Genomic DNA, 21,093 nt, shown 5'->3' with positions numbered 1-21,093 from the left:
GCGGCGACCGCCCCGAGCGCGCGGCGTCGACTGATCGTCACCATGGCCGTCTCCCTTCACCGCGATCCGCGCCGCGCGGCGCGGGCGGGCGAGACGACGGGCGTTACGACCGGGCGGGGCCGGCCGCCAGCGGATCCGCGGCCGGGATGGAGAGGCTCAGGCGGTCCGTGTCACCCGGATCCCCTCCGCCGCCGCCGCGACGCGCAGCCCGGTGTAGTCGGCGATCGTGGGATGATTGGTCCTCACCGGCTCGTGATGGGTGGCGGTGACGACCACGACGGCCGCATCCGCGGCCTCGGCCGCACGGATGCCGGCCGGGGCGTCCTCGAACACGAGGCAGTCCGCCGCCGCGACGCCGAGGCGTCTGGCCGCCAGCAGGAAGCAGTCCGGCGCGGGCTTGCCCCGCGCCACGTCCTCGGCGGCCACGAGAAGGTCGGGGACCGGCATGCCGGCCGCCGCGAGGCGGCGCTCCGCCAGCCGCCGGGGCGCCGAGGTGACGATCGCCCAGCGGTGGCGCGGCAGCGCCTCCAGGAAGGCCCGCGCCCCCGGGATGGCCACGATGTCGTCGACATCCGCCATCTCGGCCTCGGTGATCGCGGTGGCCTCGGCCACGGGATCGACGCCCGGCAGGTTCAGCCGCCGGATGGTCTCGACCGATTGCACGCCGTGGATCGTCGGCAGGAAGGACGCCGCGTCGAGGCCGTGCGCCTCGGCCCAGCGCGACCAGATCCGCTCCGCGGAGGCGATCGAGCTGATGATCGTCCCGTCCATGTCGAACAGGAGCGTCGCCAGGGGGCGCGACGGGAGGGCTGACTCGGGCATGGGCGAGGGCTAGGCCGGCGCCGCCGTCTCGGCAACCGGCCCGCGCGCATGGCCGCGTCTCGCGGGCGGCCGGTCCTCCGGGACGCCTTCGCCCGCGGTCGCCGCGGGCCGGCCCGCTTCACGGGCCGGTGCCTTTGGTGTAGCGCGGGGGCAATCCCGGGCCGTCGGCGGCCCTGCAGAAGCGAATATCGACCGACCATGCCGAGCCGCATCGACGCCACCTTCGCCCGCGCCCGCGCGGAGAACCGGTCCGTCCTCGTCACCTACGTGATGTCCGGCGATCCCGATCCCGCGACCTCGCTGGAGGTCCTGAAGGCGCTGCCGGGCGCCGGCGCCGACATCCTGGAATTCGGCCTGCCGTTCACCGACCCGATGGCGGACGGCCCGGCGATCCAGGCGGCCGGCCTGCGGGCGCTCAAGGCGGGCCAGACGGTGTCGGGCACCCTCGACCTCGTGCGCCGCTTCCGCGCCGGCAACGACAGCACGCCCGTCGTGCTGATGGGGTACTACAACCCGATCCACACCTACGGCGTCGACCGCTTCCTCGACGACGCGCTGGCGGCCGGCGTCGACGGGTTGATCGTCGTCGACCTCCCGCCCGAGGAGGATTCCGAGCTGTGCCTGCCGGCCCTCGGCAAGGGCCTCGCCTTCATCCGCCTCGCCACGCCCACCACCGACGAGCGGCGCCTGCCGGCCGTCCTCGCGAACACGGCGGGCTTCGTCTACTACGTGTCGATCACCGGCATCACCGGGACGGCGACCCCGGATTTCGGCAAGGTCTCCGAGGCGGTCGCCCGCATCCGCCGCCACACCGAGCTGCCCGTCGTCGTGGGGTTCGGCGTCAAGACTGGCGCCCACGCGGCGGCGATCGCCGAGGGTGCCGACGGCGTCGTGGTCGGCTCCGCGCTCGTGGACGCCCTGGTACGCTCCCTCGACGGCGAGGGCAGGGCGCAGGCCGGAAGCGTCGAGGCTGTGACGGAGCTGGTGCGCGAACACGCCGCGGGCGTGCGGTCGGCGGGCGTCGGGCGGGCCGCCTGACGCGCGGACCGGGCACCCCTGGCGGCGGAGCGCGCCGCACCTGATATCTGCGCGGGCTTGAAGCGGACGGACGCAAGTCGATGGTCGAACCGATGAACTGGATCTCGGAGGTGGTGCGCCCCCGGATCAAGACCTTGTTCAAGCGCGAGACGCCCGAGAACCTCTGGGTCAAGTGCCCGGACACGGGGCAGATGGTGTTCCACAAGGAGGTGGAGGCCAATCACTGGGTCATTCCCGGCTCCGAGCATCACCTGAAGATGGGCGCCCAGGCGCGCCTGAAGATGATGTTCGACGAGGGCACGTGGATCGACGTGGCCCTGCCCGAGGTTACCCCCGACCCGCTGAAGTTCCGCGACGAGAAGCGCTACGTCGACCGGCTCAAGGAGGCCCGGGCCAAGACAGGCCTGCAGGACGCGTTCAAGATCGGCTTCGGCCGGGTCGGCGGCCTGCCGATGACGCTGGCCGCGCAGGAATTCGGCTTCATGGCCGGGTCGCTGGGCATGGCGGCGGGCGAGGCCTTCGTGCGCGGCGCCGAGACGGCGCTGGAGAAGCGCACGCCCTACGTGCTGTTCGCGGCTTCCGGCGGCGCGCGGATGCAGGAGGGGATCCTGTCGCTGATGCAGATGCCGCGGACCACCGTGGCGGTGCGCCGGCTCAACGCGGCCAGGCTCCCCTACATCGTGGTGCTGACGAACCCGACGACGGGCGGCGTCACCGCCTCCTACGCGATGCTGGGGGACGTCCACCTCGCCGAGCCCGGCGCGCTCATCTGCTTCGCGGGACCGCGGGTGATCGAGCAGACGATCCGCGAGAAGCTGCCGGACGGCTTCCAGCGGGCGGAGTACCTGCGCGAGCACGGCATGGTCGATCAGGTGGTCCACCGGCACCAGCTCAAGGAGACGATCACGCGTCTCTGCAGTCTCCTCACCAACGCGGCCCAGGCCGGCTCGCCGGCCGCGGCCTCCGAGGCGGCCTGAGCCCGGCGATGGCCTCGTCCGACGCCCTGATGGCGCGCTTCCTGGCGCTCCACCCCCGCACCATCGACCTGTCGCTCGGGCGCATCGAGCGGCTGCTCGCGCGGCTCAACCATCCCGAGCGCCGCCTGCCGCCCGTGATCCACGTGGCCGGCACCAACGGCAAGGGCTCGACCATCGCGTTCATGCGGTCGATCCTCGAGGCCGGGGGCTTGGCCGCCCACGTCTACACCTCCCCGCACCTCGTCCGCTTCCACGAGCGGATGCGCATCGGCGGGATCGGCGGCGGCCACTTCGTGGACGAGGACCGCCTGGCCGACGCCTTCGCGCGCTGCGAGAGCGCCAATGCCGGCGAGCCGATCACGATGTTCGAGATCACCACGGCCGCGGCGTTCCTGCTCTTCTCGGAGAGCCCGGCCGACGTGCTGCTCCTGGAGGTCGGCCTCGGGGGCCGGCTCGACGCCACCAACGTCATCGACCGGCCGGCCTGCGCGGTGGTGACGCCGATCGGCCGCGACCACGCCGAGTATCTCGGCGACACGGTCGAGTCGGTCGCGACCGAGAAGGCCGGGATCTTCAAGCGCGGCTGCCCGGCGGTGATCGCCGCCCAGGACTACGCCGAGGCCGACGCCGTCCTCTGCCGGCGCGCGGAGGCCCTCGGGGCCGGGCCCGTGCTGGTGGGCAACCAGGACTTCTCCGTGCACGAGGAGCGCGGCCGGCTCGTGTACCAGGACGAGACCGACCTGTTCGACCTCCCGCGGCCGCGACTCGCCGGGCGCCACCAGCTGGTCAACGCCGGAACCGCGATCACCGCGCTGCGCGCCGCCGGGTTCGGCGACATCGGGATCGCGGCCCTGGAGCGGGGCCTGACCGAGGTCGAGTGGCCGGGCCGGCTGCAGCGCCTCGGCCGCGGCCGGCTGGCTGCCCAGCTCGATCCCGGCACCGAGCTGTGGCTCGACGGCGGCCACAACATCGACGGCGGCCGGATCCTCGCGGCCGCCATGGCGGATCTCGGCGAGAAGAGCGACGTGCCGCTCGTCCTCGTGGTCGGCCTGCTCGGCACGAAGGACGCCGACGGGTTCTTGCGCAACTTCGTGGGCCTGGCCCGGGCCCTGGTGGCCGTCCCGATCACCGGGACCATGGCCGCGCGCCCGGCCGAGGAGGTCGCCCGGATCGGCGAGGATGTCGGCCTCAAGACCTACGCGGCGCCGAGCATCGAGGCGGCCCTGGCCCTCGTGCGGGACGTCGCCTTCGAGCGTCCGCCGCGAATCCTAATCTGCGGATCGCTCTACTTGGCCGGCATGGTTCTCGCCGCCAACGACACGCCGCCGGTCTGAGTCGTCTCCAGTCTGGCAGCGCCGCGCGCGGCCGCTGTATCAAGTGGCCGGGAACCGGAGACCTGTGAAATCCGGATTCTGCATTCGAAAATCCGTCGAATCGCCGCAATCGCCCGGACGGACACCCGTCCACGGCCACGCTTTCCTCCCGCTGTGGCCGCTAAGCTACATCCTCGCGGGGCCCGATCGCATAGCTTCACCCTCGATCGGGCTTATGCTGGGGATCACAGTAATGAAGAAGCTTCTCACCTCTCTCGCGGCGTTCACCGCGCTCACGGCCGCCGCTTCGGCCGCCGACCTGCCGCGCCGCGCCGCGCCGCCGCCGGTGTTCACCCCCGTTCCGGTGTTCACCTGGACCGGCGCCTACTTCGGTATCAACGCCGGCTACGCGTTCGACGCCAGCAGCAACTCCACCCGCGGCTTCGTCCAGACGCCCGGCAACCCGGTCGCTCTGGTTCCGGGCGGTCTCGTCCCCTACCAGGCCCTGCTGCCGAACGGCTCGTCGCTGGTCTACAGCAACGACAGCCGCGAGGGTTTCTCGGGCGGTGGCCAGATCGGCTACAACTGGCAGCTGACCCCGGGCTCCGGCGCCGTGATCGGCTTCGAGGCTGACGCCCAGTACCTCGACTTCGGCCGTCGCGCCCGCTTCGCCACCAACGCCGTGGCGATCAACCCGGGCTTCATCCCGGTCAACGGCACGCTCAACACCATCGACTTCTTCGGCACCGTCCGCGGTCGTCTCGGCTGGGCCTTCGACCGGACCCTCGTGTACGCCACCGGCGGTTTCGCCTACGCCACCGGCACGGATGACGGCGCTCGCGTCGGCCTGCAGAACTTCGCCGGCCGCCGGAACGACTTCAAGACCGGCTGGACGGTCGGCGGCGGTGTCGAGTACGCCCTGCCCACCGACTCGTTCCTGAACTTCTTCCGCTCCTCGGCCGTCACGCTGAAGGTCGAAGGTCTGTACGTGAACCTCGACAACAACAACGGCCGCGCCCAGGCGCCGCTGGTCGGCGCCGCGATCTCCCCGGTCGGCCTCGTGCCGGTGTACTCGCTCGCCGGCGCCAGCCGGAACGAGAACGCCTTCGCCGTCGTCCGCGCCGGCCTGAACTACAAGTTCGGCTCGTACTGAGACGGAATACGGGATCCCGGGCTCAGCACCGGGATCCCGAAATAAAAAATCTTGGGCTCGAAACCGAGAAAGCCCGGCCTCGCGGCCGGGCTTTCTTTTTGTCGTTCGGAGCCGTGACGGCGGGTCAGGCGGTCTGGGCGCCGATCCAGCGCGACAGGTCGCCCTTCGGTGCAGCGCCGACCTTCTGATCCACGCGCTCGCCGTTCTTGAAGAGCAGCAGAGTCGGGATCGAGCGGATGCCGTACTGGGCGGCGATCTGCGGGTTCTCGTCGACGTTGACCTTGGCGATCTTCACCTTGCCCTGCAGGTCGGTCGCGATCTCCTCGAGGGCCGGGCCGATCTGACGGCAGGGGCCGCACCACTCCGCCCAGAAATCCACCACGACGGGCTCGGCGGACTTGAGAACGTCCTGCTCGAAGCTCGCGTCGGTCACTTTCACCGTCGCCATAACGTCACCTTTCGGAAGCCGCCGCCCGTCGGGCGGCGTCGAACGGGCAGAGGCCCGCGCGGTCCGGTCAGAATTGGCGACGGCCCGGCGCCCGGTCAAGAAGTCCGGTCTCCGGGGGAGGGCGGGAGTGCCCGGGACGCACGGCTCTCTCGGTGAAGCGCCGCGCCGCGATGTGCGCTGGCGCATGCGGACCGCTTCCGGGCACGCGCCCGGCGGCACGGGTCACGCCTCGATCCCGACCCGGTCCAGGGCCGTCGCGACGTCGTCGGAATCGAGAGCGCGGATCACCGGCCCCGAGGTCCAGACGAGAATAGGCCGGATCGTCCGGCCCGGGTAGATCTGCGCGAGGAGGCGCGCGTAGAGGGCGATCTGGCCGGCCTCCGCGGCGGGCAGGGGCGCGCCGGGCTCGGGCGGGCGCCCGGTCTTGAAGTCGGCGAGGTGCACCGTGTCCGCCGTCACGGCGAGGCGGTCGACGCGCCCCTGGACTACCCTCTCTGCCCCGCCGGCACGGACACGCCCCGACAGCGCCACCTCCGCGCGGGCGTCCCGGGCGAAGAGCGGCGCGAGGTCGGGGGCGTCGATGATCCGGAGGACCGACCGGACGATCGCGGGGGCGGCCGCGCGCGGCAGACCGGGCGCCCGGGCCTGCACGAAGGCGCGCCCGGCCGTCTCCCGACGGTCCGGCTCGACCCGGGGCAGGTGCTGCAGCAGGGCGTGGGTCAGGATCCCGCGGCGCCGGGCCTGCGCGTCGGCGAGGCGCGGCGGCGGCACGCGCGTTCCGTCCGCCGCCTGCAGGGCGCCGGACGGGTTCAGGGCCTCGGAGTTCGGTTCCGGCGGCACCGGGCCGCGCAGCCAGTCGGGCTCCGGCCCGGCCTCCGCTCTGGCCGACGCGGCCCCCGCGGCGGGGGCGGGTTCCGGCGGCGCGCCGTCCTGCCAGAGGGTCGCGGGCCCGTAGGGGAGTTCCAGCGCCCGGCCGGCGCCGAGTGCCGCCTCCAGGCCGGCCTGGATCATCCGGCACCACGCCGCCTCGGTCTCGCGCTCGTGGCCGCGGAAGGGCGCCACGATCAGCCGGTCGGCCGCGCGGGTCATGGCGACGTAGAGCAGGCGGTTGTGCTCCTGCCGGGCCTTGGCGAGCAGGGCCGCCCGCGCCGCGTCGGTGGCGGCGCAGTCCTGCGTCCGCCCGCCCGACCAGACCGGCGGCAGGGCGATCTCCGTCGCCGGGAGCGGCAGGAGGGGCGGATCGTTGCGGCCGAGGGGCTCGCACCCGTCGAGGATCACCACGACCGGCGCCTCCAGGCCCTTGGCGCCGTGGACCGTCATGACCCGGACCTCGTCGCGGCCCGATTCGAGGTCGCGCTTGACCGTGTGCCCGGCCTCGGCCCCGACGTAGCGGGCCAGGAAGCCGCCCAGCGACGGCGCGTCCTCGCCGGTCTCGGCCTGGGCGGCGGCGGCGAGGAACACGTCGATCGCGTCCCCGGCCTCGCCGCCGAGGCGGGCGACCAGCTTGGCCCGTCCGCCCTGCGGCCCGAGGAGCCGGGCGTAGAAGCCGAACGGGCCGTGGAGCCCCGCCAGGGCGATCCAGCCCGACAGGGCCTCGAGCCCGCGCCGCGCGGCCGCGTCGCCCGCCGCGGCGTGGCGGTGCAGGGCATCCTCCAGGGTCTCGGCGAGGTCGCGGCGGGCGGCGATCCGCACGAGGTCGTCGTCGGTGAGGCCGACGAGCGGCGTCTTGAGGGCGGTGGCGAGGGTCAGGTCGTCGGCCGGCAGGAGGCCCGCCCGGCCGGCGGCGACGAGGTCGGCCACCGCGATGTGGGCGGAGACCTCGAGCCGGTCCTGCCCGGCGACCGGGACGCCGAGCCCCTTCAGGGCGCGGATCACCTCCTCGAAGGCGGGGCCGCGCTTCCGGACCAGGATCAGGACGTCCCCGGGGCGCCAGATCCGGCCGGTCGCGTCCCCCGCGGTGGTCCAGGCGCGCACCGCCTGCGCCACCCGGCGGGCGGTGACGATCGCGGGAGCGCTGGTCTCGGGCGCGTCCACAGGGGCGGTCCAGGCATCGGGCTCGGCGGCCGGCTCCGGCTCGGCGATCGGCCACAGCTCGACAGCGCCGGGCGCGCCCGGGCGGGCGCTGGCGTGGACGGTCGTGCGCACCGTGTCCTCGAACGACAGGCCCTCGTTGTGGGCGTCGAGGGCGAAGACGGCGTCGACGGCGCGCAGGACGAGGTCGGTCGAGCGGAACGACAGGGTGAGCGGCACATCCTCGAAGGTCAGGCCGGCCGAGCGCGATTCGGCGATCCAGGACGCGCGGGTCAGGGCGAATTCCCGCGGCTCCGCGCCCTGGAAGCCGTAGATCGACTGCTTGGGGTCGCCCACCGCGAAGCGCGTGCGGCTGCCGATCCGCGCGCCCTCGCCGGCGGCGAATTCCTGCGTGATCGCCCGCAGGATCGCCCACTGTTCCGGGTTCGTGTCCTGCGCCTCGTCGACGAGGACGTGGTCGATGCCGCGGTCGAGCTTGTACAGGACCCAGCCGGCGCCGACGCGGCCGAGCAGGTCCAGCGCCTTGTGGATCAGGTCGTCGAAGTCGAGGGCGCCGAGGCGTGCCTTCTGCGCCTCGACGCGGCGGTGGATCTCGGCGGCGATCTGGAACAGCGCCTGCGTGCGGGCATGGGCCCGGGCGGCGCGCAGGCGGTCGAACAGGGGCTCCAGCCGGTCCCGCTCGGCGAGCAGCGCCGCCTTGGCGCCGGCCGGCACGGCCTTGGTCCCGAGGCTGCTGTCGGCCTTCGGCTCGTCCTTCTGGGTGAAGAACACCGACCGGTAGAGGGCGAGCGCCTCGGCCCTGTCGGGAAGGTCGGCCGCGCGGACCCGCTCGGCCTCGGCGGCTTCGAGCGCGTCGGCGAGCTTCTCGTCGTTGGCCTTGCCGGTGCGCAGCGCCGCGACCAGCGCGGCGCGCTCCTCCGGACGGCACCCGGGACCGCCCTCGAGGATCGCGGCCTCGATCCGCTCGGCGGATTCCTTGGCCGCCAGTCCCAGCGCCCCGTGCAGCCGCCCGAAGGCCCGCTCCAGGCCGGCCGCGTCGCCGATGAAGCTCCGCGCCCGCATGGCCGCCCGGATCGCCGCCCGCAGGGTGTCGCCCGTGGCTTCCGGCGTGACCCGCGCGAGGGCCGCGCTGAGCGGCGTGTCGCCGTTCGCGACGGCGTCGGCCAGGACGTTGGCCATCTCGATGTCGAACAGTTCCCGGGCCTTGGCCTCGTCGAGCACCACGAAGCGGGCCGGCACGTTCGCCTCGAACGGGAACATGTGGAGCAGCCGCTCGCACAGGGCGTGCAGCGTCTCGATCTTGAGGCCGCCCGGCGTCTCGACCGCCCGGGCGAAGAGGCGCCGCGCCAGCCGCAGGCGCTCGGGCCCGGCGCGCTCGCCGGTGAGCTCGGCGAGTTCGGCGGCGAGGGTCTCGTCGTCCAGCGTGACCCAGCGGCCGAGCAGCCGGAAGACGCGGATCGCCATGTTGGCCGCGGCGGCCTTGGTGAAGGTCAGGCAGAGGATCCGGCCGGGCGGCGCCTCGTCGAGGAGCAGCCGGACCACCCGGTCGGTGAGGACCTTGGTCTTGCCCGCGCCGGCATTGGCCGAGACCCAGGCCGAGGCGCGCGGGTCGGCCGCCCGACGCTGGTTGGCGCGGGTCAGGTCGTCGACGACGAAGGGGGCGGGGGCGTGCGGGGTGACGCTGCTCAACGGTCCGGTCCGGCTCGGCTGCCGGCTCTCTCTACAACAGAAACGCGCCCGCGGGCCCGCCAAGGCGTCACACCGGCCCTCGCGGGATTGCCCCGGGCGCGGCGCCGTCCCATGGATGCAGACGATCCCTTCCGCGCACACCGAACACGCCCGTGACCCAGCCGACATCCGAGCCGGCGCGCCCGCCGATCCGCTTCCGCGGCCGCTCCTTCATGGCCACCGTCCTGGCGCCGATCCCCCCAGTCGCCGACTGGTTCGGCGACCTCGACGCCCTCAACCGCCGCGCCCCGAACTTCTTCGCCGGCCGGCCGGTGATCCTCGACCTGTCCGGATTGCGGCTCAACCGCGAGGATCTCGACGGTCTGCTCGCCGAGCTGGCCGCCCGCAACATCCCGATCCTGGGGATCGAGGGCGCGGCGCCGTCGCTCCTGGATTCCGCGACCCCGCCGGCCCTGTCGGGCGGACGGCCCGCGGGGGAGGTCGCCGCCCCGGACGAGTCGGCCGCGGACGCGCCCGCGCCGGCCGAGCCGCAGGCCAGGGAGACGGCCCGCTCGCTGATCCTCGACGCGCCCGTGCGCTCCGGCCAGACCGTGCTGCACCTCGAGGGCGACGTCACGGTGCTGGGCGCCGTGGCGTCGGGCGCCGAGGTCATCGCGGGCGGCTCGATCCACGTCTACGGCGCCCTGCGCGGCCGCGCGATCGCCGGCGCCGCCGGCAACCCGGCGGCGCGGATCTGGTGTCGGCGCTTCGAGCCGGAGCTGGTCGCGATCGATGGTCTCTACCGCGCCGCCGACGACCTCGACCCGGCCTTCCGGGGGCAGGCCGTGGAGGTGCGGCTCCTGGAGGACGCGATCAAGCTCAGCCTGTTCGAGCGGGGTTGAGCGCTTCCCCGAGGGCGCCGTCCGCGCCGTCGGTTAACGGACTGTTCCGTCCCCGCGGAGACCGAGGCCGGGCTCCCCGCGACGTGCCCGGCCGAGAGCGTGAGACCGTCCTCCGCTGCCCCGATACCAGGATCCCGGCAGAATTTGCCGACCGGATCAGAAACTTAACCCTTCGGTAACCATACCCGCCGTCAATGGTCCGGTAAGGACTCTTAACGGGCGGACATGAGCGACACCCTCCCCGAGCCGATCGAACCGGAGACCGCCCCCGCGGCGGCTCCTTCCGCGCCCCGGCCGCTCAGCCTGCGCGGGCGGGCCTTCAAGGCCCTGGCCCTCTCCCCCGAGCCGCCGCTTCCCGAGTGGCTCGCGGGTCTCGACGCGGCGCTCAAGCGCTCGCCGACCCTGCTGAAAGGCCGGGCCGTCATCCTGGACTGCGCCCAGCTCAAGCCCGAGCCGGACGCGCTCGAGACGCTCATGAACGAGCTCAAGGCCCGCGGCATCGCGGTCCTGGGCATCGAGGGTGCCGACGCGGTGGTGGACGGCCTGCCGCCGCTGCTGGTCAAGGGGCACCCGTCCGAGACGATCGAGATCCCGAGCGTCCCGGCCGAGCCGGAGCCGCAGGTGGTCACCTCGATCACCGTCGAGGGCTCGGTCCGCTCCGGCCAGAGCGTCATCAACCCGACCGGCGACGTGACCGTGATGGGCTCGGTCTCCTCGGGGGCCGAGATCCTGGCCGGCGGATCCATCCACGTCTACGGCGCCCTGCGCGGTCGCGCGATCGCCGGAGCCGCGCGCAACCCGCGCGCACGAATCTACTGCCGCAAATTCGAACCCGAGTTGCTGGGGATCGACCGCCTCGTGCGGACGGCGGAGGACATGGGTACGGCCCTGCGCGGCAAGGCCGCCCAGGTCTGGCTCGATGGCGGCAACATCCGAATGGCAAGCCTGGATTAAGGGAGATCGACGCGTGGCAAAGGTTCTCGTCGTCACATCGGGCAAGGGCGGCGTCGGCAAGACGACGACGACCGCGGCCCTCGGAGCGGCCCTGGCCCAGGGTGGTCAGAGCGTGTGCGTCGTCGACTTCGACGTCGGCCTGCGCAACCTCGACCTCGTCATGGGCGCCGAGCGCCGGGTCGTCTACGACCTCATCAACGTGGTCAACGGCGACGCCAAGCTCCCGCAGGCGCTGATCAAGGACAAGCGGCTGGAGACCCTGCACCTGCTGCCGGCCTCGCAGACCCGCGACAAGGACGCGCTCACCGACGCGGGCGTCGCCCGGGTGATGGAAGAGCTGCGCGAGAAGTTCGACTGGGTGATCTGCGACTCCCCCGCCGGCATCGAGCGCGGCGCCCAGCTCGCCATGCACCACGCCGACGTGGCGGTGGTCGTCACCAACCCCGAGGTCTCCTCGGTGCGTGACTCCGACCGGATCATCGGCCTCCTCGATTCCAAGACCGCCAAGGCGGAGAAGGGCGAGGACATCGAGAAGCACCTGATCCTCACCCGCTACGACCCGATGCGGGCCGACCGCGGCGACATGCTCAAGACCGAGGACGTGCTCGACATCCTGTCGATCCCGCTGCTCGCGATCATCCCGGAGAGCCAGGAGGTGCTGCGCGCCTCGAACCTCGGCTGCCCGGTGACGCTGAACAACCCGCTCTGCGCCCCGGCGCGGGCCTACGCCGACGCGGCCCGCCGGCTCAAGGGCGAGTCCGTGCCGATGAGCCTGCCGGTCGAGCGCAAGTCCTTCCTCGACAAGCTGTTCATGCGGAGGGCGGCGTGAGCATCCTGGGCCTGTTCCAGAAGCGCAGCTCCGGCGCGGTCGCCCGCGACCGCCTGCAGCTGATCCTCGCCCACGAGCGCGCGGAGTCGGGTCGCCCCGACCTCGTGATCCAGCTCCGGGAGGAGATCCTGGCGGTGATCGCCAACCACGTCGCGGTCGAGCCCGACAAGGTGAAGGTCACCCTGGAGCGCGGCGAGGGTGTCTCCACCCTCGGCCTCGACATCGAGCTGCCGCTCGGTGCCTCGGGCAAGCTCGACGCCAAGCTGGCCGCGAAGCTCGCCGAGGTCGCCGCCAAGAAGGGGGCCGTCAAGCCGGCCTCCTCCAAGAAGGCCGCTTGAGCCGGGCGGGGAGCGTCCCCGCCGGCACGGAGATCCACGAGCCGCGCCCGGTCCGCCGGGTGCGGCTTCGTCGTTCCAGCCACGAACTCCGGTCCCGACTCTCGACCGGGCGCCCCGTCGCGCCATCTCGGAAACCCGGGGGGAGGCCGATGAGAGGATCGCCATGCCGAGCGCCACGACGGACGACGGGATACGGCTCCACTACGAGGAGAGCGGCCAGGGGACGCCGCTGATCTTCGTCCACGAGTTCGCCGGGGATCACCGCAGCTACGAGGCGCAGCTGCGCCATTTCGGCCGGCGCTACCGCGCGGTCGCGTTCAACGCCCGGGGCTACCCGCCCTCCGACGTTCCGGAGGCCGTCTCGGCCTACTCGCAGGCGCGCGCCGCCGACGACATCCTGGCCGTCCTCGATCATCTCGGCGCGCCGAAGGCCCACGTCGCCGGCATCTCCATGGGCGCCTTCGCGACCCTGCATTTCGGCCTGCGGCACCCCGACCGCGCGCTGTCGCTGTGCCTCGGCGGCTGCGGCTACGGCGCGGAGCCCGAGCGGCAGGCGCTGTTCCGCGCCGAGGCGGACGCCACCGCCGCGATGCTGCTCCGCGACGGCATGGCGGCCTTCGCGGAGCGCTACGCCGTCGGGCCGACGCGGGTGCAGTTCGAGACCAAGGATCCGCGCGGGCACGCCGAGTTCAGGCGGATGCTCGCCGAGCACTCGGCCCTCGGCTCGGCCAACACCCAGGCCGGCGTGCAGAAGGAGCGGCCGTCGCTCTACGATCTCACGGATGCGCTGGGCCGCATGACCGTCCCGACCCTGATCGTCGCCGGCGACGAGGACTGGCCCTGCCTCGCCCCGAGCCTGATGCTCAAGCGGGTCATCCCCTCCGCCGCTCTCGCCGTGCTGCCCAATACCGGCCACGCCCTCTCGGTCGAGGAGCCCGACGCCTACAACCGCCTGCTGGACGACTTCCTGGCGCAGGTGGAGAGCGGCCGCTGGCCGATGCGCGACCCGCGGGCGATCTCGGCGACGATCACCGGGATCAGGGGCTGACCGGCGCGCGGGGGATCAGCCGGAAGCGCGCGGGGCGATCGGGCTGGGTCGTCACGACGGCCTGCGGCAGCACCGGCTCGCGCTCGTCGAGCACCAGCCGGAACCGCTGCAGCACCCGCGCCAGGGACAGGACGGCCTCGCTCAGGGCGAACTGCGCGCCGATGCAGACCCGCGGGCCGGCCCCGAAGGGCAGGTAGGCGAAGCGCCGCGGGGCCGGGGCGCCGGGCAGGAAGCGGCCCGGATCGAACGCGTCGGGATCCGACCAGAGCGACCGGTGGCGGTGGAGCACCCAGGGGCTCACCATGACGATGTCGCTCGCCTTCACCGCGTGGCCCGCCACGTTGTCCGGGCCCAGCGCCCGCCGGACGACCACGAAGGCCGCCGGGTACAGGCGCAGGGTCTCGTCGATCACCGCGCGGGTGAGCGGCAGCCGCCCGTCGCTCTGGCAGCCGGTGGGATCGGTGAGGTCGGCGGCCCGCGCCTCGGCGGCGACCCGCTCCTGCACCTCCGGGGCGAGGGCCAGCAGGTAGGCCGCCCAGAACAGCGTGCCGGCGGTGGTCTCGTGGCCGGCCAGGATCATGGTGGCGACCTGGTCGCGCAGCTCGTCGGGCGTGAAGGCGGCGCCGGTATCGGGATTGCGCGCGGCCGCGAGCAGGTCGAGCAGGTCACCCGAGCGAGACCTGTCCCCCTCGACCGCGCGGCGCGCCGCGATGATCCGGTCGAGGAAGGGGATCCACCGCCGCCGGAACCGGCGGCGCGACATGTCGAGGGGCACCGGCCAGCCCGGGGGGGTCACGATGTCGAGGAGGTGCGGCCGCCCCATCCGCTCGGCGTACTCGGCGATGAACTGCCGCAGCTCGGCGCCGTGCTGGTCCATCCCCACCGAGAACATGGCGCGCCCGGCGATCTCGAGGGCGAGCCGGTAGAAGGACGTGAACAGGTCGACCGGTCCCGCCGCGGCCTCGGCGGCGATGCGCTCCATCCCGTCGGACACGGCGGCGGCGATGTGGGGCACGAGGCCGTCGATCGCCCGCGGCGTGAAGGCCGGCGCCAGGGTGCGCCGCTGGTGCCGCCACGCCGAGCCCTCGCTGATCAGGAGACCGTCGCCGAGGATCGGGCGCAGGATGCGGGTCGTCCCGGTGGTGCGGGCGTAGTTCGCCTGATTCTCGACGAGCACCCGGCGGATCGCCTCGGGGTCGTTCAGCACGAAGCTCGACCGCCCGAGCAGGCCCCGGCGGGTGACCGGCTCCTCGAAGGCGCGCCGGGGGAAGCCCGCCAGGGCGTTGTCGCGGATCGAGCGCAGGTAGGCGGACAGCGGCAGCTCGCGCTCGGGCGGGGCGCGGTGCGGCGGCACCACGCGCGGCGTCCCGGCGAGGCTCGGGATCGTCCGGTCCGGGGTCGCGGTGGCGTCCGAGAATGTTGGCATGGGGTGCCATCCTGTGCCGGAGACGGGCAGCCCTGTAAACCGCCGGCCGCGCCCCGCGCGGACCGGTCACGCTTACGTCATTCCGCCGCCGTGCGCAGGCGCGCTTCGGCACTCCGGTCGGCACTCTGGATCGGCAGGCGCGCGGAGAACCGGGCCGGGTCGGATTCCGGCGACAGGCTCGCCACGAGGCTCGCCCGGGGCAGGGCGGTCTCGGTCACGTCGAGCAGCGTGTCGACGCCCCGCTCCAGGTGCTCGTCCACCCGGTCGACCACGAGGATCTCCGGCTCGCGCAGGATCGCCCGCGCGAGGCCGACCCGCACCCGCACCCGCTCGGCGAGCAGCTGGCCGCGGTTGCCCACCTCCTTCTCGAGGCCGCGCCGCTGGATCGGCCGCTCCAGGTCGAACTCCCGGAACACCGCGCGGGCTTCCTTCTGGATCAGCGCCTCGCCGTGCATCCGCGCCGTGTCGATGCGGCCGAACAGCAGGTTGTCGAGGACGGTGCTGCGCGGGTTGATCCGGTTGGGGTCGTAGGACTCGACGTCGCAGCCGTCGTCGCCGTGCATGAAGCCCTGCACGACCGCCCGCGCGCCGACCATGCGCTTGGCCAGGGTCTCGTCGAGCAGCCCGAAGCGCATCCGCGGCTCGACATAGGCGAGGGCCAGCGCCAGGAAGGCCACGCTGTCGGCCTCGCTCAGCCGCCCGTCCTCGGGCAGGCGCGCGAGCCGGCGCAGGTAGTCCGGCAGCGCGTCCGGGGTGATCAGCGAGAACCGCCGGAACAGCGGGTGGCCCGGCGGCACGTCGGCGAAGATGTCCTTGAGGTTGCTGGCGATGGCGACGCCCATCCGGTCGAGCTCGTCGAGGAGCTTCACCTTCTCCAGCGCGTCGCGGAACAGGGGGACGCCGGCGAGGCGGCGCGGATCCGTCAGCGTCGGGTCGCGGGGGACGCCGAACAGCAGGTTCTCCCCGACGGTGGCCTGCTCGTTGTAGTGGCCCCGGGCGAAGGGGATCACGAGGTCGGCGAGACCCTTCTGGGCGAAATGCTCGCGCAGGTGCTCCCGCGCCGCGATCATGCGCTGGCCCACCGGCGTGTCGTGGGCGACCGAGCTCAGGGCGCCGAGCCCGAACCGGTAGAGCTCGTCGCCGAGGTCGAGCCGGCCGAGCAGGTCGAGCAGGCGCTCGTCGAGCTCGTCGGCATCCCGGACGCCGAGGCGCTTGAAGTCGATCCAGGGGTCCTCGACGCTGTCGCAGGGGTTGCCGGTCTTCACCGCCTCGTTGATCCGCGCCTTGCTGAGATCGAGGCTCTTGGTGCGCAGCGGGTGCACGCGCAGCCCGTAGAGGACGTTGTCGCGCAGCGTCCCGGGGAACAGCACGGGCTGGACGCCCGCGTAGGCGATGCGCCGCGCGTGGTCGCGGCGCGGCAGCGTCGAGAGGTCGTGCTCGCCGATCCGGACGGTGCCCCCGGGCGGCGCCTGGAGGCCGGCGAGCACGCGGACGAACTCCTGCGCGATCGCCCCGGGCGGGACCAGGGCGACCTGCCCGGGGAGGCGCACCTCCGTGTCGCCGACCTCGATCAGCGAGCCGCCCTGGGGATCGCGCAGCTGCAGGCCCTCCAGCCGCAGCGGCCCGCCGAGAGGGGGCGCCGCGCGCTCGGATTCGTGCTCGGCCGGCAGGAGGCGCTGCGGGCCGAAATGCGCCGCCACGGTCTCGTACTTGACCTCGACGTCGAGGCGCTGCTGGTCCCAGTCGATCAGCTCCTTCAGGGGCGGCGGCAGGTCGCGGTAGGCGGCCAGGACCGCCACGAGCTGGCCGATGTCGAGCTGACCCTTCAGGGCGAAGTAGCCGCCGATCGCGTAGAACAGGAACGGCGTCACCTGCGCGAGCAGGTTGTTGAGGTATTTGACCGCGAACTTGCGGCGGTAGATCCGCAGCCGGAGGTCGTAGAGCCGGTAGAGGCGGCCGCCGATCTCCGCCCGCTCCCAGCGGCCGGTGTCGTTCAGCGTCACCGCCTGCAGGCCGTCGAGCACCTCGGCGACGCGCCCGGCCAGGGCGCGCGACGCGATCTGGCGCTGGCGGCTGAGGCGGATGATCTCCCGCCGCAGCCGCGGGATCACGGTCATCTGCACGGCGACCATGCCGCCGGCCGTGATGCCGAGCCAGATGTTCTGCATCATGATGAAGGCCAGCGCCGTGGCGGCCTGCGTGCCCAGGAACACCGGCACCACGATCGCGTCGCCGATGAAGGAGCCGATCGGCTCGACCTCGTCCCGGATGATCGTCGCGGTCTCGGAGGATTTCACCTCCCGCTGCGTCTCCGGGGAGAAGCGCAGCATCAGCGAGAACAGCTGGAACCGCAGGCGGCGCAGCATCCGCTCGCCGAGGATGCCCTTCTGGAGGTTGATCCAGAACTTGAACGCGCCGTTGATCAGGACGAGGCTGAGGAACAGCGTCGACAGGCTGAGCAGCAGCTCGAACCGGTCGAGCTGGAACCCCTCGAACAGGTGCGTCTTGCCGCCGCCCAGGAAGGCGGGCCACTCGACGGTGAGCTCGAGGAACGGCGCGGTCGCCTCGCCGTGCGCGTAGGCTTTCCCCGTGATCGCGTCGTTGACGATGCGCTTCGGCAGGTCGAGCGAGGCGAAATAGAACGGGAGCGACGCCAGCACGACGGCGCAGATCCGGAGCTGCGCGACCTTGGAGTAGCGCCAGATATACGGGAACAGCCGCGGCTCAAGCGCGCGCATCGTGTCCTTCCGACGAAAGCCCGCCCTGCCGGCCCGAGGGCCGAATCGCCGCAGCCGGACGCCTGATCCTGGTCGATACGCTACCCGAGGGATCCGGTTTCATCCAATACAGCCCGATAAACGCGGCTTTCCGCCTGTCGCGGTGTCGTCGCGCCGTCATATAGAGCGCTCGTAGGCCGGCCGGCGCCGGAGCGCGCGCGCGGAGCAGCCCTGCGCCCGCGGCCGGGAGGCGTGCGGTGCCGGATTCCGCCCTCGGTCTTCCCCCAGCAATCCCGGCCACGCGAGGCCCCCATGACCTCAGCGGCCTTGCCCAAGCGCGCGCGTCCTTATATTGCGACGCAACCACCACGACTCCGTACCTGAACCGGCGCGGACGGCCGCGCCGCGCGGCCGCCAGGGAGCCGGCACAACCCGTTTCGGGCCGCCATGAAACTGCGCAACATCGCCATCATCGCTCACGTCGACCACGGCAAGACGACCCTCGTCGACAAGCTGCTGGCCCAGTCCGGCACCTTCCGCGAGAATCAGCGGGTCGAGGAGCGGGCGATGGACTCGAACGACCTCGAGAAGGAGCGTGGCATCACGATCCTCGCCAAGGCGACCTCGGTCGTCTGGAAGGACACCCGGGTCAACATCGTCGACACCCCCGGCCACGCCGATTTCGGCGGTGAGGTCGAGCGCATCCTGTCGATGGTCGACGGCGTGATCGTGCTGGTGGACGCCGCCGAGGGGCCGATGCCCCAGACCAAGTTCGTGGTCGGCAAGGCGCTCAAGATCGGCCTGCGCCCGATCGTGGCGATCAACAAGGTCGACCGTCCGGACGCGCGGATCAACGAGGTCGTGAACGAGGTGTTCGACCTGTTCGCCGCCCTCGACGCCACCGACGAGCAGCTCGACTTCCCGATCCTCTACGGCTCGGGCCGCAACGGCTGGATGGCCGACAGCCCGGACGCGGACCCGTCGGTCGGTCTCGAGCCGCTTTTCGACCTCGTGCTCAAGCACGTGCCGCCGGCCCGGACCGAGGAGGGACCGTTCCGGATGCTCGGCACCCTGCTCGAGGCCAACCCGTTCCTCGGCCGCATCATCACCGGCCGCATCGCCGCGGGCTCGGTGAAGCCCAACCAGCAGATCAAGGTCCTCGACCGTCACGGCAAGGTCGTCGAGACCGGCCGCGTGTCGAAGATCCTCGCCTTCCGCGGCCTCGAGCGCGCACCGATCGAGGTGGGCGAGGCGGGCGACATCGTGTCCATCGCCGGCCTGGTGAAGGGCACCGTCGCCGACACCTTCTGCGACCCGCAGGTCGAGACCCCGATCCAGGCGCAGCCGATCGACCCGCCGACCGTGACGATGTCGTTCATCGTCAACGACAGCCCGCTCGCCGGCACCGAGGGCGACAAGGTCACGAGCCGCATGATCCGCGACCGCCTGTTCAAGGAGGCCGAGGGCAACGTCACGCTCAAGATCGAGGAGGCGGCCGACAAGGACAGCTTCTACGTCTCGGGCCGCGGCGAGCTGCAGCTCTCGATCCTGATCGAGACCATGCGCCGCGAGGGCTTCGAGATCGCCGTGTCGCGGCCGCGGGTCGTGTACGAGCGCGACGAGGCCGGCGGTTTGCTGGAGCCGATCGAGGAGGTCGTGATCGACGTCGACGAGGAGCATTCCGGCGTCGTCGTCCAGAAGATGTCCGAGCGGAAGGCCGAGATGCTGGAGATGCGGCCCTCCGGCGGCAACCGCCTGCGCCTCGTCTTCCACGCCCCGACCCGCGGCCTGATCGGCTACCAGGGCGAGCTGCTGACCGACACCCGCGGCACCGCGATCATGAACCGGCTGTTCAAGGCGTACGAGCCCTACAAGGGCGAGATGCCGGGCCGGCGCAACGGCGTGCTGATCTCCAACGACCAGGGCGAGGCCGTGGCCTACGCCATGTGGAACCTGGAGGACCGCGGCCCGATGATGATCGAGCCGGGCTGGAAGGTGTACCAGGGCATGATCGTCGGCGAGCACAACCGCGAGAACGACCTCGAGGTGAACGTGCTCAAGGGCAAGAAGCTCACCAACATCCGCACCACGTCGAAGGACGAGGCCGTGCGCCTCACCCCACCGATCCGGATGACCCTGGAGCGCTCGCTGGCCTGGATCCAGGACGACGAGCTCGTCGAGGTGACGCCGAAGTCGATCCGCCTGCGCAAGGCGATCCTCGACCCGAACGACCGCAAGCGGGCCGAGCGGTCGAAGGAGAACGCCGCCTGAGGCGCGCGACCGACATCGATCGTGAACGACCGGCAACCGGGCGCTCAGGCCCGGTTGCTGATGTGGCCCTTATTCCTGGCCGCTCTCGGACCCATCGACCCCTTATGCCGGGGGCGGTACTTCGATGGGGCGGACCCGAGAGGCCCGCGTGAACCCCGTGACACCGATGCCCGTCGCGCTGAACCCGCTTCCGTCGCTCGCGCAGGCCGCCGCCGCGCCGCTCTCGTACCTCGTCGGCCAGGACGGCGAGGGTCACTGGGTCGCGGTCGAGACCGGTGGCCGTGCCGGAGGCATCTTCCGCAGCCGCAAGGACGCGATCCGCTACGCCTGCGTCGAGACCGGCTGCCGTCCCGGCGACGTCCCGCTGGCTTCCGGGCCGATCCCCTTCCGCCTCTCCTGACCCGCGCGCCGCCGCACCGGGCATGCCGCCGCGGCGGCCCGGTCGCGTCAGCTGCCCCCGGGATCGGTCTCGTCGTTCTGCGTTCCGCCGGAGGGCGTCCCCTGGCCGGGCTTGCCCTCCGTCTTCTCGTTCGGGTCCTTGACCGCGTCGGGGGCGACGTTCTTCGGCTTGTCCGGCTGCGCGCCGGCCTCACGACGCTCGGTCATTCCCGATTCTCCCGCTCCGCCCGGTAGTGGCCGTCCGCGACCTTCGTGTCGGCGGCCGGGCCCCGCGCGGCCTTCTGGTCCGAGTGGCCGCCCGAGGAGCCGCCGACCGCGGGCGGCGCGCGCCCCGGCTCTCCGGCCGTGCCCCATCCCGCCTTCGGTTCGGTCCGCGGCGCGTCGCCGGAGCCCATGTCGGTGATCGCCGCCTGATCGGCCGTCTGGTGGCCGCCCCCGGCGGGCGGGCTCCCGCGCGAACCGACCTTGTCGTCGGGCTTGCGGGTGACCGTCCCGGATTCGCTCGTCGGCCTGACCATCAGCGCTTCCCATCGTCCTGGCCGACGGCGGCGGTGGCGCGGTCGATCGCCTCGCCGAGATCGGTGCCGGACCGCGCCTTGTCCTCCATCTGGCCGAGCTTCTCGCGCGGCGTCTCGGTCTCGCGGGCCGCCGCGGCCTCGGCGCGCTCCCGCGCGGGTCGTCCGGTCTGTTCTGTCATGGCTCGCCTCTCTGCCTCTTCGGGGGACAACGGAGGCGGCCGAGGAGGGTTGCGCGGACCGG

Annotated in this window: 19 protein-coding genes; 11 read left to right on the top strand and 8 right to left on the bottom strand. The window is 72.7% G+C overall.

Annotated elements, in window-relative coordinates; translation table 11 throughout:
- Positions 1-156: 156 nt before the first annotated feature.
- A complete protein-coding gene (locus ACLBYE_RS01985; RefSeq protein WP_447692820.1) occupies positions 157-822 on the bottom strand; it encodes an HAD-IA family hydrolase in 666 nt (221 codons plus the stop codon).
- A gap of 198 nt (positions 823-1,020) precedes the next feature.
- Between ACLBYE_RS01985 and trpA the strand changes: the two genes are divergently transcribed.
- The 4 genes from trpA to ACLBYE_RS01965 all read left to right on the top strand — a co-directional run bounded on the left by trpA (position 1,021) and on the right by ACLBYE_RS01965 (position 5,303).
- Positions 1,021-1,860, top strand: coding sequence for a tryptophan synthase subunit alpha (gene trpA, locus ACLBYE_RS01980; RefSeq protein WP_447692819.1), 840 nt, complete (start codon positions 1,021-1,023; stop codon positions 1,858-1,860).
- A gap of 80 nt (positions 1,861-1,940) precedes the next feature.
- Positions 1,941-2,837, top strand: a complete 897-nt coding sequence (accD, locus tag ACLBYE_RS01975) for an acetyl-CoA carboxylase, carboxyltransferase subunit beta (protein WP_447692818.1) — start codon at positions 1,941-1,943, stop codon at positions 2,835-2,837.
- Between the two features lie 8 nt (positions 2,838-2,845).
- Positions 2,846-4,171, top strand: a complete 1,326-nt coding sequence (locus tag ACLBYE_RS01970; RefSeq protein ID WP_447692817.1) for a bifunctional folylpolyglutamate synthase/dihydrofolate synthase — start codon at positions 2,846-2,848, stop codon at positions 4,169-4,171.
- A gap of 232 nt (positions 4,172-4,403) precedes the next feature.
- Positions 4,404-5,303, top strand: a complete 900-nt coding sequence (locus ACLBYE_RS01965) for an outer membrane protein (protein WP_020093042.1) — start codon at positions 4,404-4,406, stop codon at positions 5,301-5,303.
- 124 nt (positions 5,304-5,427) lie between these two features.
- Here ACLBYE_RS01965 and trxA read toward each other — a convergent pair whose 3' ends face one another.
- Complete coding sequence (gene trxA / locus ACLBYE_RS01960) at positions 5,428-5,751, bottom strand: thioredoxin (protein ID WP_010682902.1); 324 nt, start codon at positions 5,749-5,751, stop codon at positions 5,428-5,430.
- 222 nt (positions 5,752-5,973) lie between these two features.
- Positions 5,974-9,471 carry a double-strand break repair helicase AddA gene (gene addA, locus ACLBYE_RS01955; RefSeq protein WP_447692816.1) on the bottom strand — a complete coding sequence of 1,166 codons (3,498 nt, stop codon included), beginning with the start codon at positions 9,469-9,471 and terminating at the stop codon, positions 5,974-5,976.
- A gap of 212 nt (positions 9,472-9,683) precedes the next feature.
- Here addA and minC (ACLBYE_RS01950) point away from each other — a divergent pair, with 212 nt between their 5' ends.
- From minC (ACLBYE_RS01950) to ACLBYE_RS01930, 5 genes are all read left to right on the top strand, one after another.
- The gene (gene minC, locus ACLBYE_RS01950) at positions 9,684-10,352 is read left to right on the top strand and encodes a septum site-determining protein MinC (RefSeq protein ID WP_447692824.1); all 669 of its coding nucleotides are present in this window, start codon (positions 9,684-9,686) and stop codon (positions 10,350-10,352) included.
- A 225-nt stretch (positions 10,353-10,577) separates the two neighbouring features.
- A complete protein-coding gene (gene minC, locus ACLBYE_RS01945) occupies positions 10,578-11,306 on the top strand; it encodes a septum site-determining protein MinC (protein ID WP_447692815.1) in 729 nt (242 codons plus the stop codon).
- A gap of 13 nt (positions 11,307-11,319) precedes the next feature.
- Entirely contained in the window at positions 11,320-12,135 is an 816-nt protein-coding gene (gene minD, locus ACLBYE_RS01940; RefSeq protein ID WP_447681495.1) for a septum site-determining protein MinD, read from the top strand.
- Positions 12,132-12,473: a cell division topological specificity factor MinE gene (gene minE / locus ACLBYE_RS01935; RefSeq protein ID WP_020093047.1), complete on the top strand. Its 342-nt coding sequence runs from the start codon at positions 12,132-12,134 to the stop codon at positions 12,471-12,473. Before minD ends, minE begins: the two co-directional genes overlap by 4 nt.
- Before the next feature lie 163 nt (positions 12,474-12,636).
- Entirely contained in the window at positions 12,637-13,521 is an 885-nt protein-coding gene (locus ACLBYE_RS01930; protein WP_447692814.1) for an alpha/beta fold hydrolase, read from the top strand.
- Here the strand turns inward: ACLBYE_RS01930 and ACLBYE_RS01925 are convergent.
- Together ACLBYE_RS01925 and ACLBYE_RS01920 are read right to left on the bottom strand one after the other, a co-directional pair.
- Entirely contained in the window at positions 13,511-14,947 is a 1,437-nt protein-coding gene (locus tag ACLBYE_RS01925) for a cytochrome P450 (protein WP_447692813.1), read from the bottom strand. The genes ACLBYE_RS01930 and ACLBYE_RS01925 overlap by 11 nt on opposite strands.
- 77 nt (positions 14,948-15,024) lie before the next feature.
- Complete coding sequence (locus tag ACLBYE_RS01920; RefSeq protein WP_447692812.1) at positions 15,025-17,685, bottom strand: ABC transporter transmembrane domain-containing protein; 2,661 nt, start codon at positions 17,683-17,685, stop codon at positions 15,025-15,027.
- A gap of 426 nt (positions 17,686-18,111) precedes the next feature.
- Between ACLBYE_RS01920 and typA the strand changes: the two genes are divergently transcribed.
- On the top strand, positions 18,112-19,935 hold the full coding sequence (gene typA, locus ACLBYE_RS01915) for a translational GTPase TypA (protein WP_447692811.1): 1,824 nt from the start codon (positions 18,112-18,114) through the stop codon (positions 19,933-19,935).
- A 148-nt stretch (positions 19,936-20,083) separates the two neighbouring features.
- Positions 20,084-20,335: an RAG2 PHD domain containing protein gene (locus tag ACLBYE_RS01910; RefSeq protein WP_447692810.1), complete on the top strand. Its 252-nt coding sequence runs from the start codon at positions 20,084-20,086 to the stop codon at positions 20,333-20,335.
- Between the two features lie 47 nt (positions 20,336-20,382).
- Here ACLBYE_RS01910 and ACLBYE_RS01905 read toward each other — a convergent pair whose 3' ends face one another.
- The 3 genes from ACLBYE_RS01905 to ACLBYE_RS01895 are packed head-to-tail and all read right to left on the bottom strand — an operon-like array spanning position 20,383 to position 21,031.
- Entirely contained in the window at positions 20,383-20,541 is a 159-nt protein-coding gene (locus ACLBYE_RS01905) for a hypothetical protein (RefSeq protein ID WP_447692809.1), read from the bottom strand.
- Positions 20,538-20,852 carry a hypothetical protein gene (locus ACLBYE_RS01900; protein WP_447692808.1) on the bottom strand — a complete coding sequence of 105 codons (315 nt, stop codon included), beginning with the start codon at positions 20,850-20,852 and terminating at the stop codon, positions 20,538-20,540. The genes ACLBYE_RS01905 and ACLBYE_RS01900 overlap by 4 nt, the downstream gene beginning before the upstream one ends.
- Positions 20,852-21,031, bottom strand: a complete 180-nt coding sequence (locus tag ACLBYE_RS01895; protein ID WP_447692807.1) for a hypothetical protein — start codon at positions 21,029-21,031, stop codon at positions 20,852-20,854. Before ACLBYE_RS01895 ends, ACLBYE_RS01900 begins: the two co-directional genes overlap by 1 nt.
- Between the last annotated feature and the right edge of the window lie 62 nt (positions 21,032-21,093).

It is taken from the genome of Methylobacterium sp. A52T, from assembly GCF_053346095.1.
This window is presented reverse-complemented; position numbering and strand designations above follow the sequence as displayed.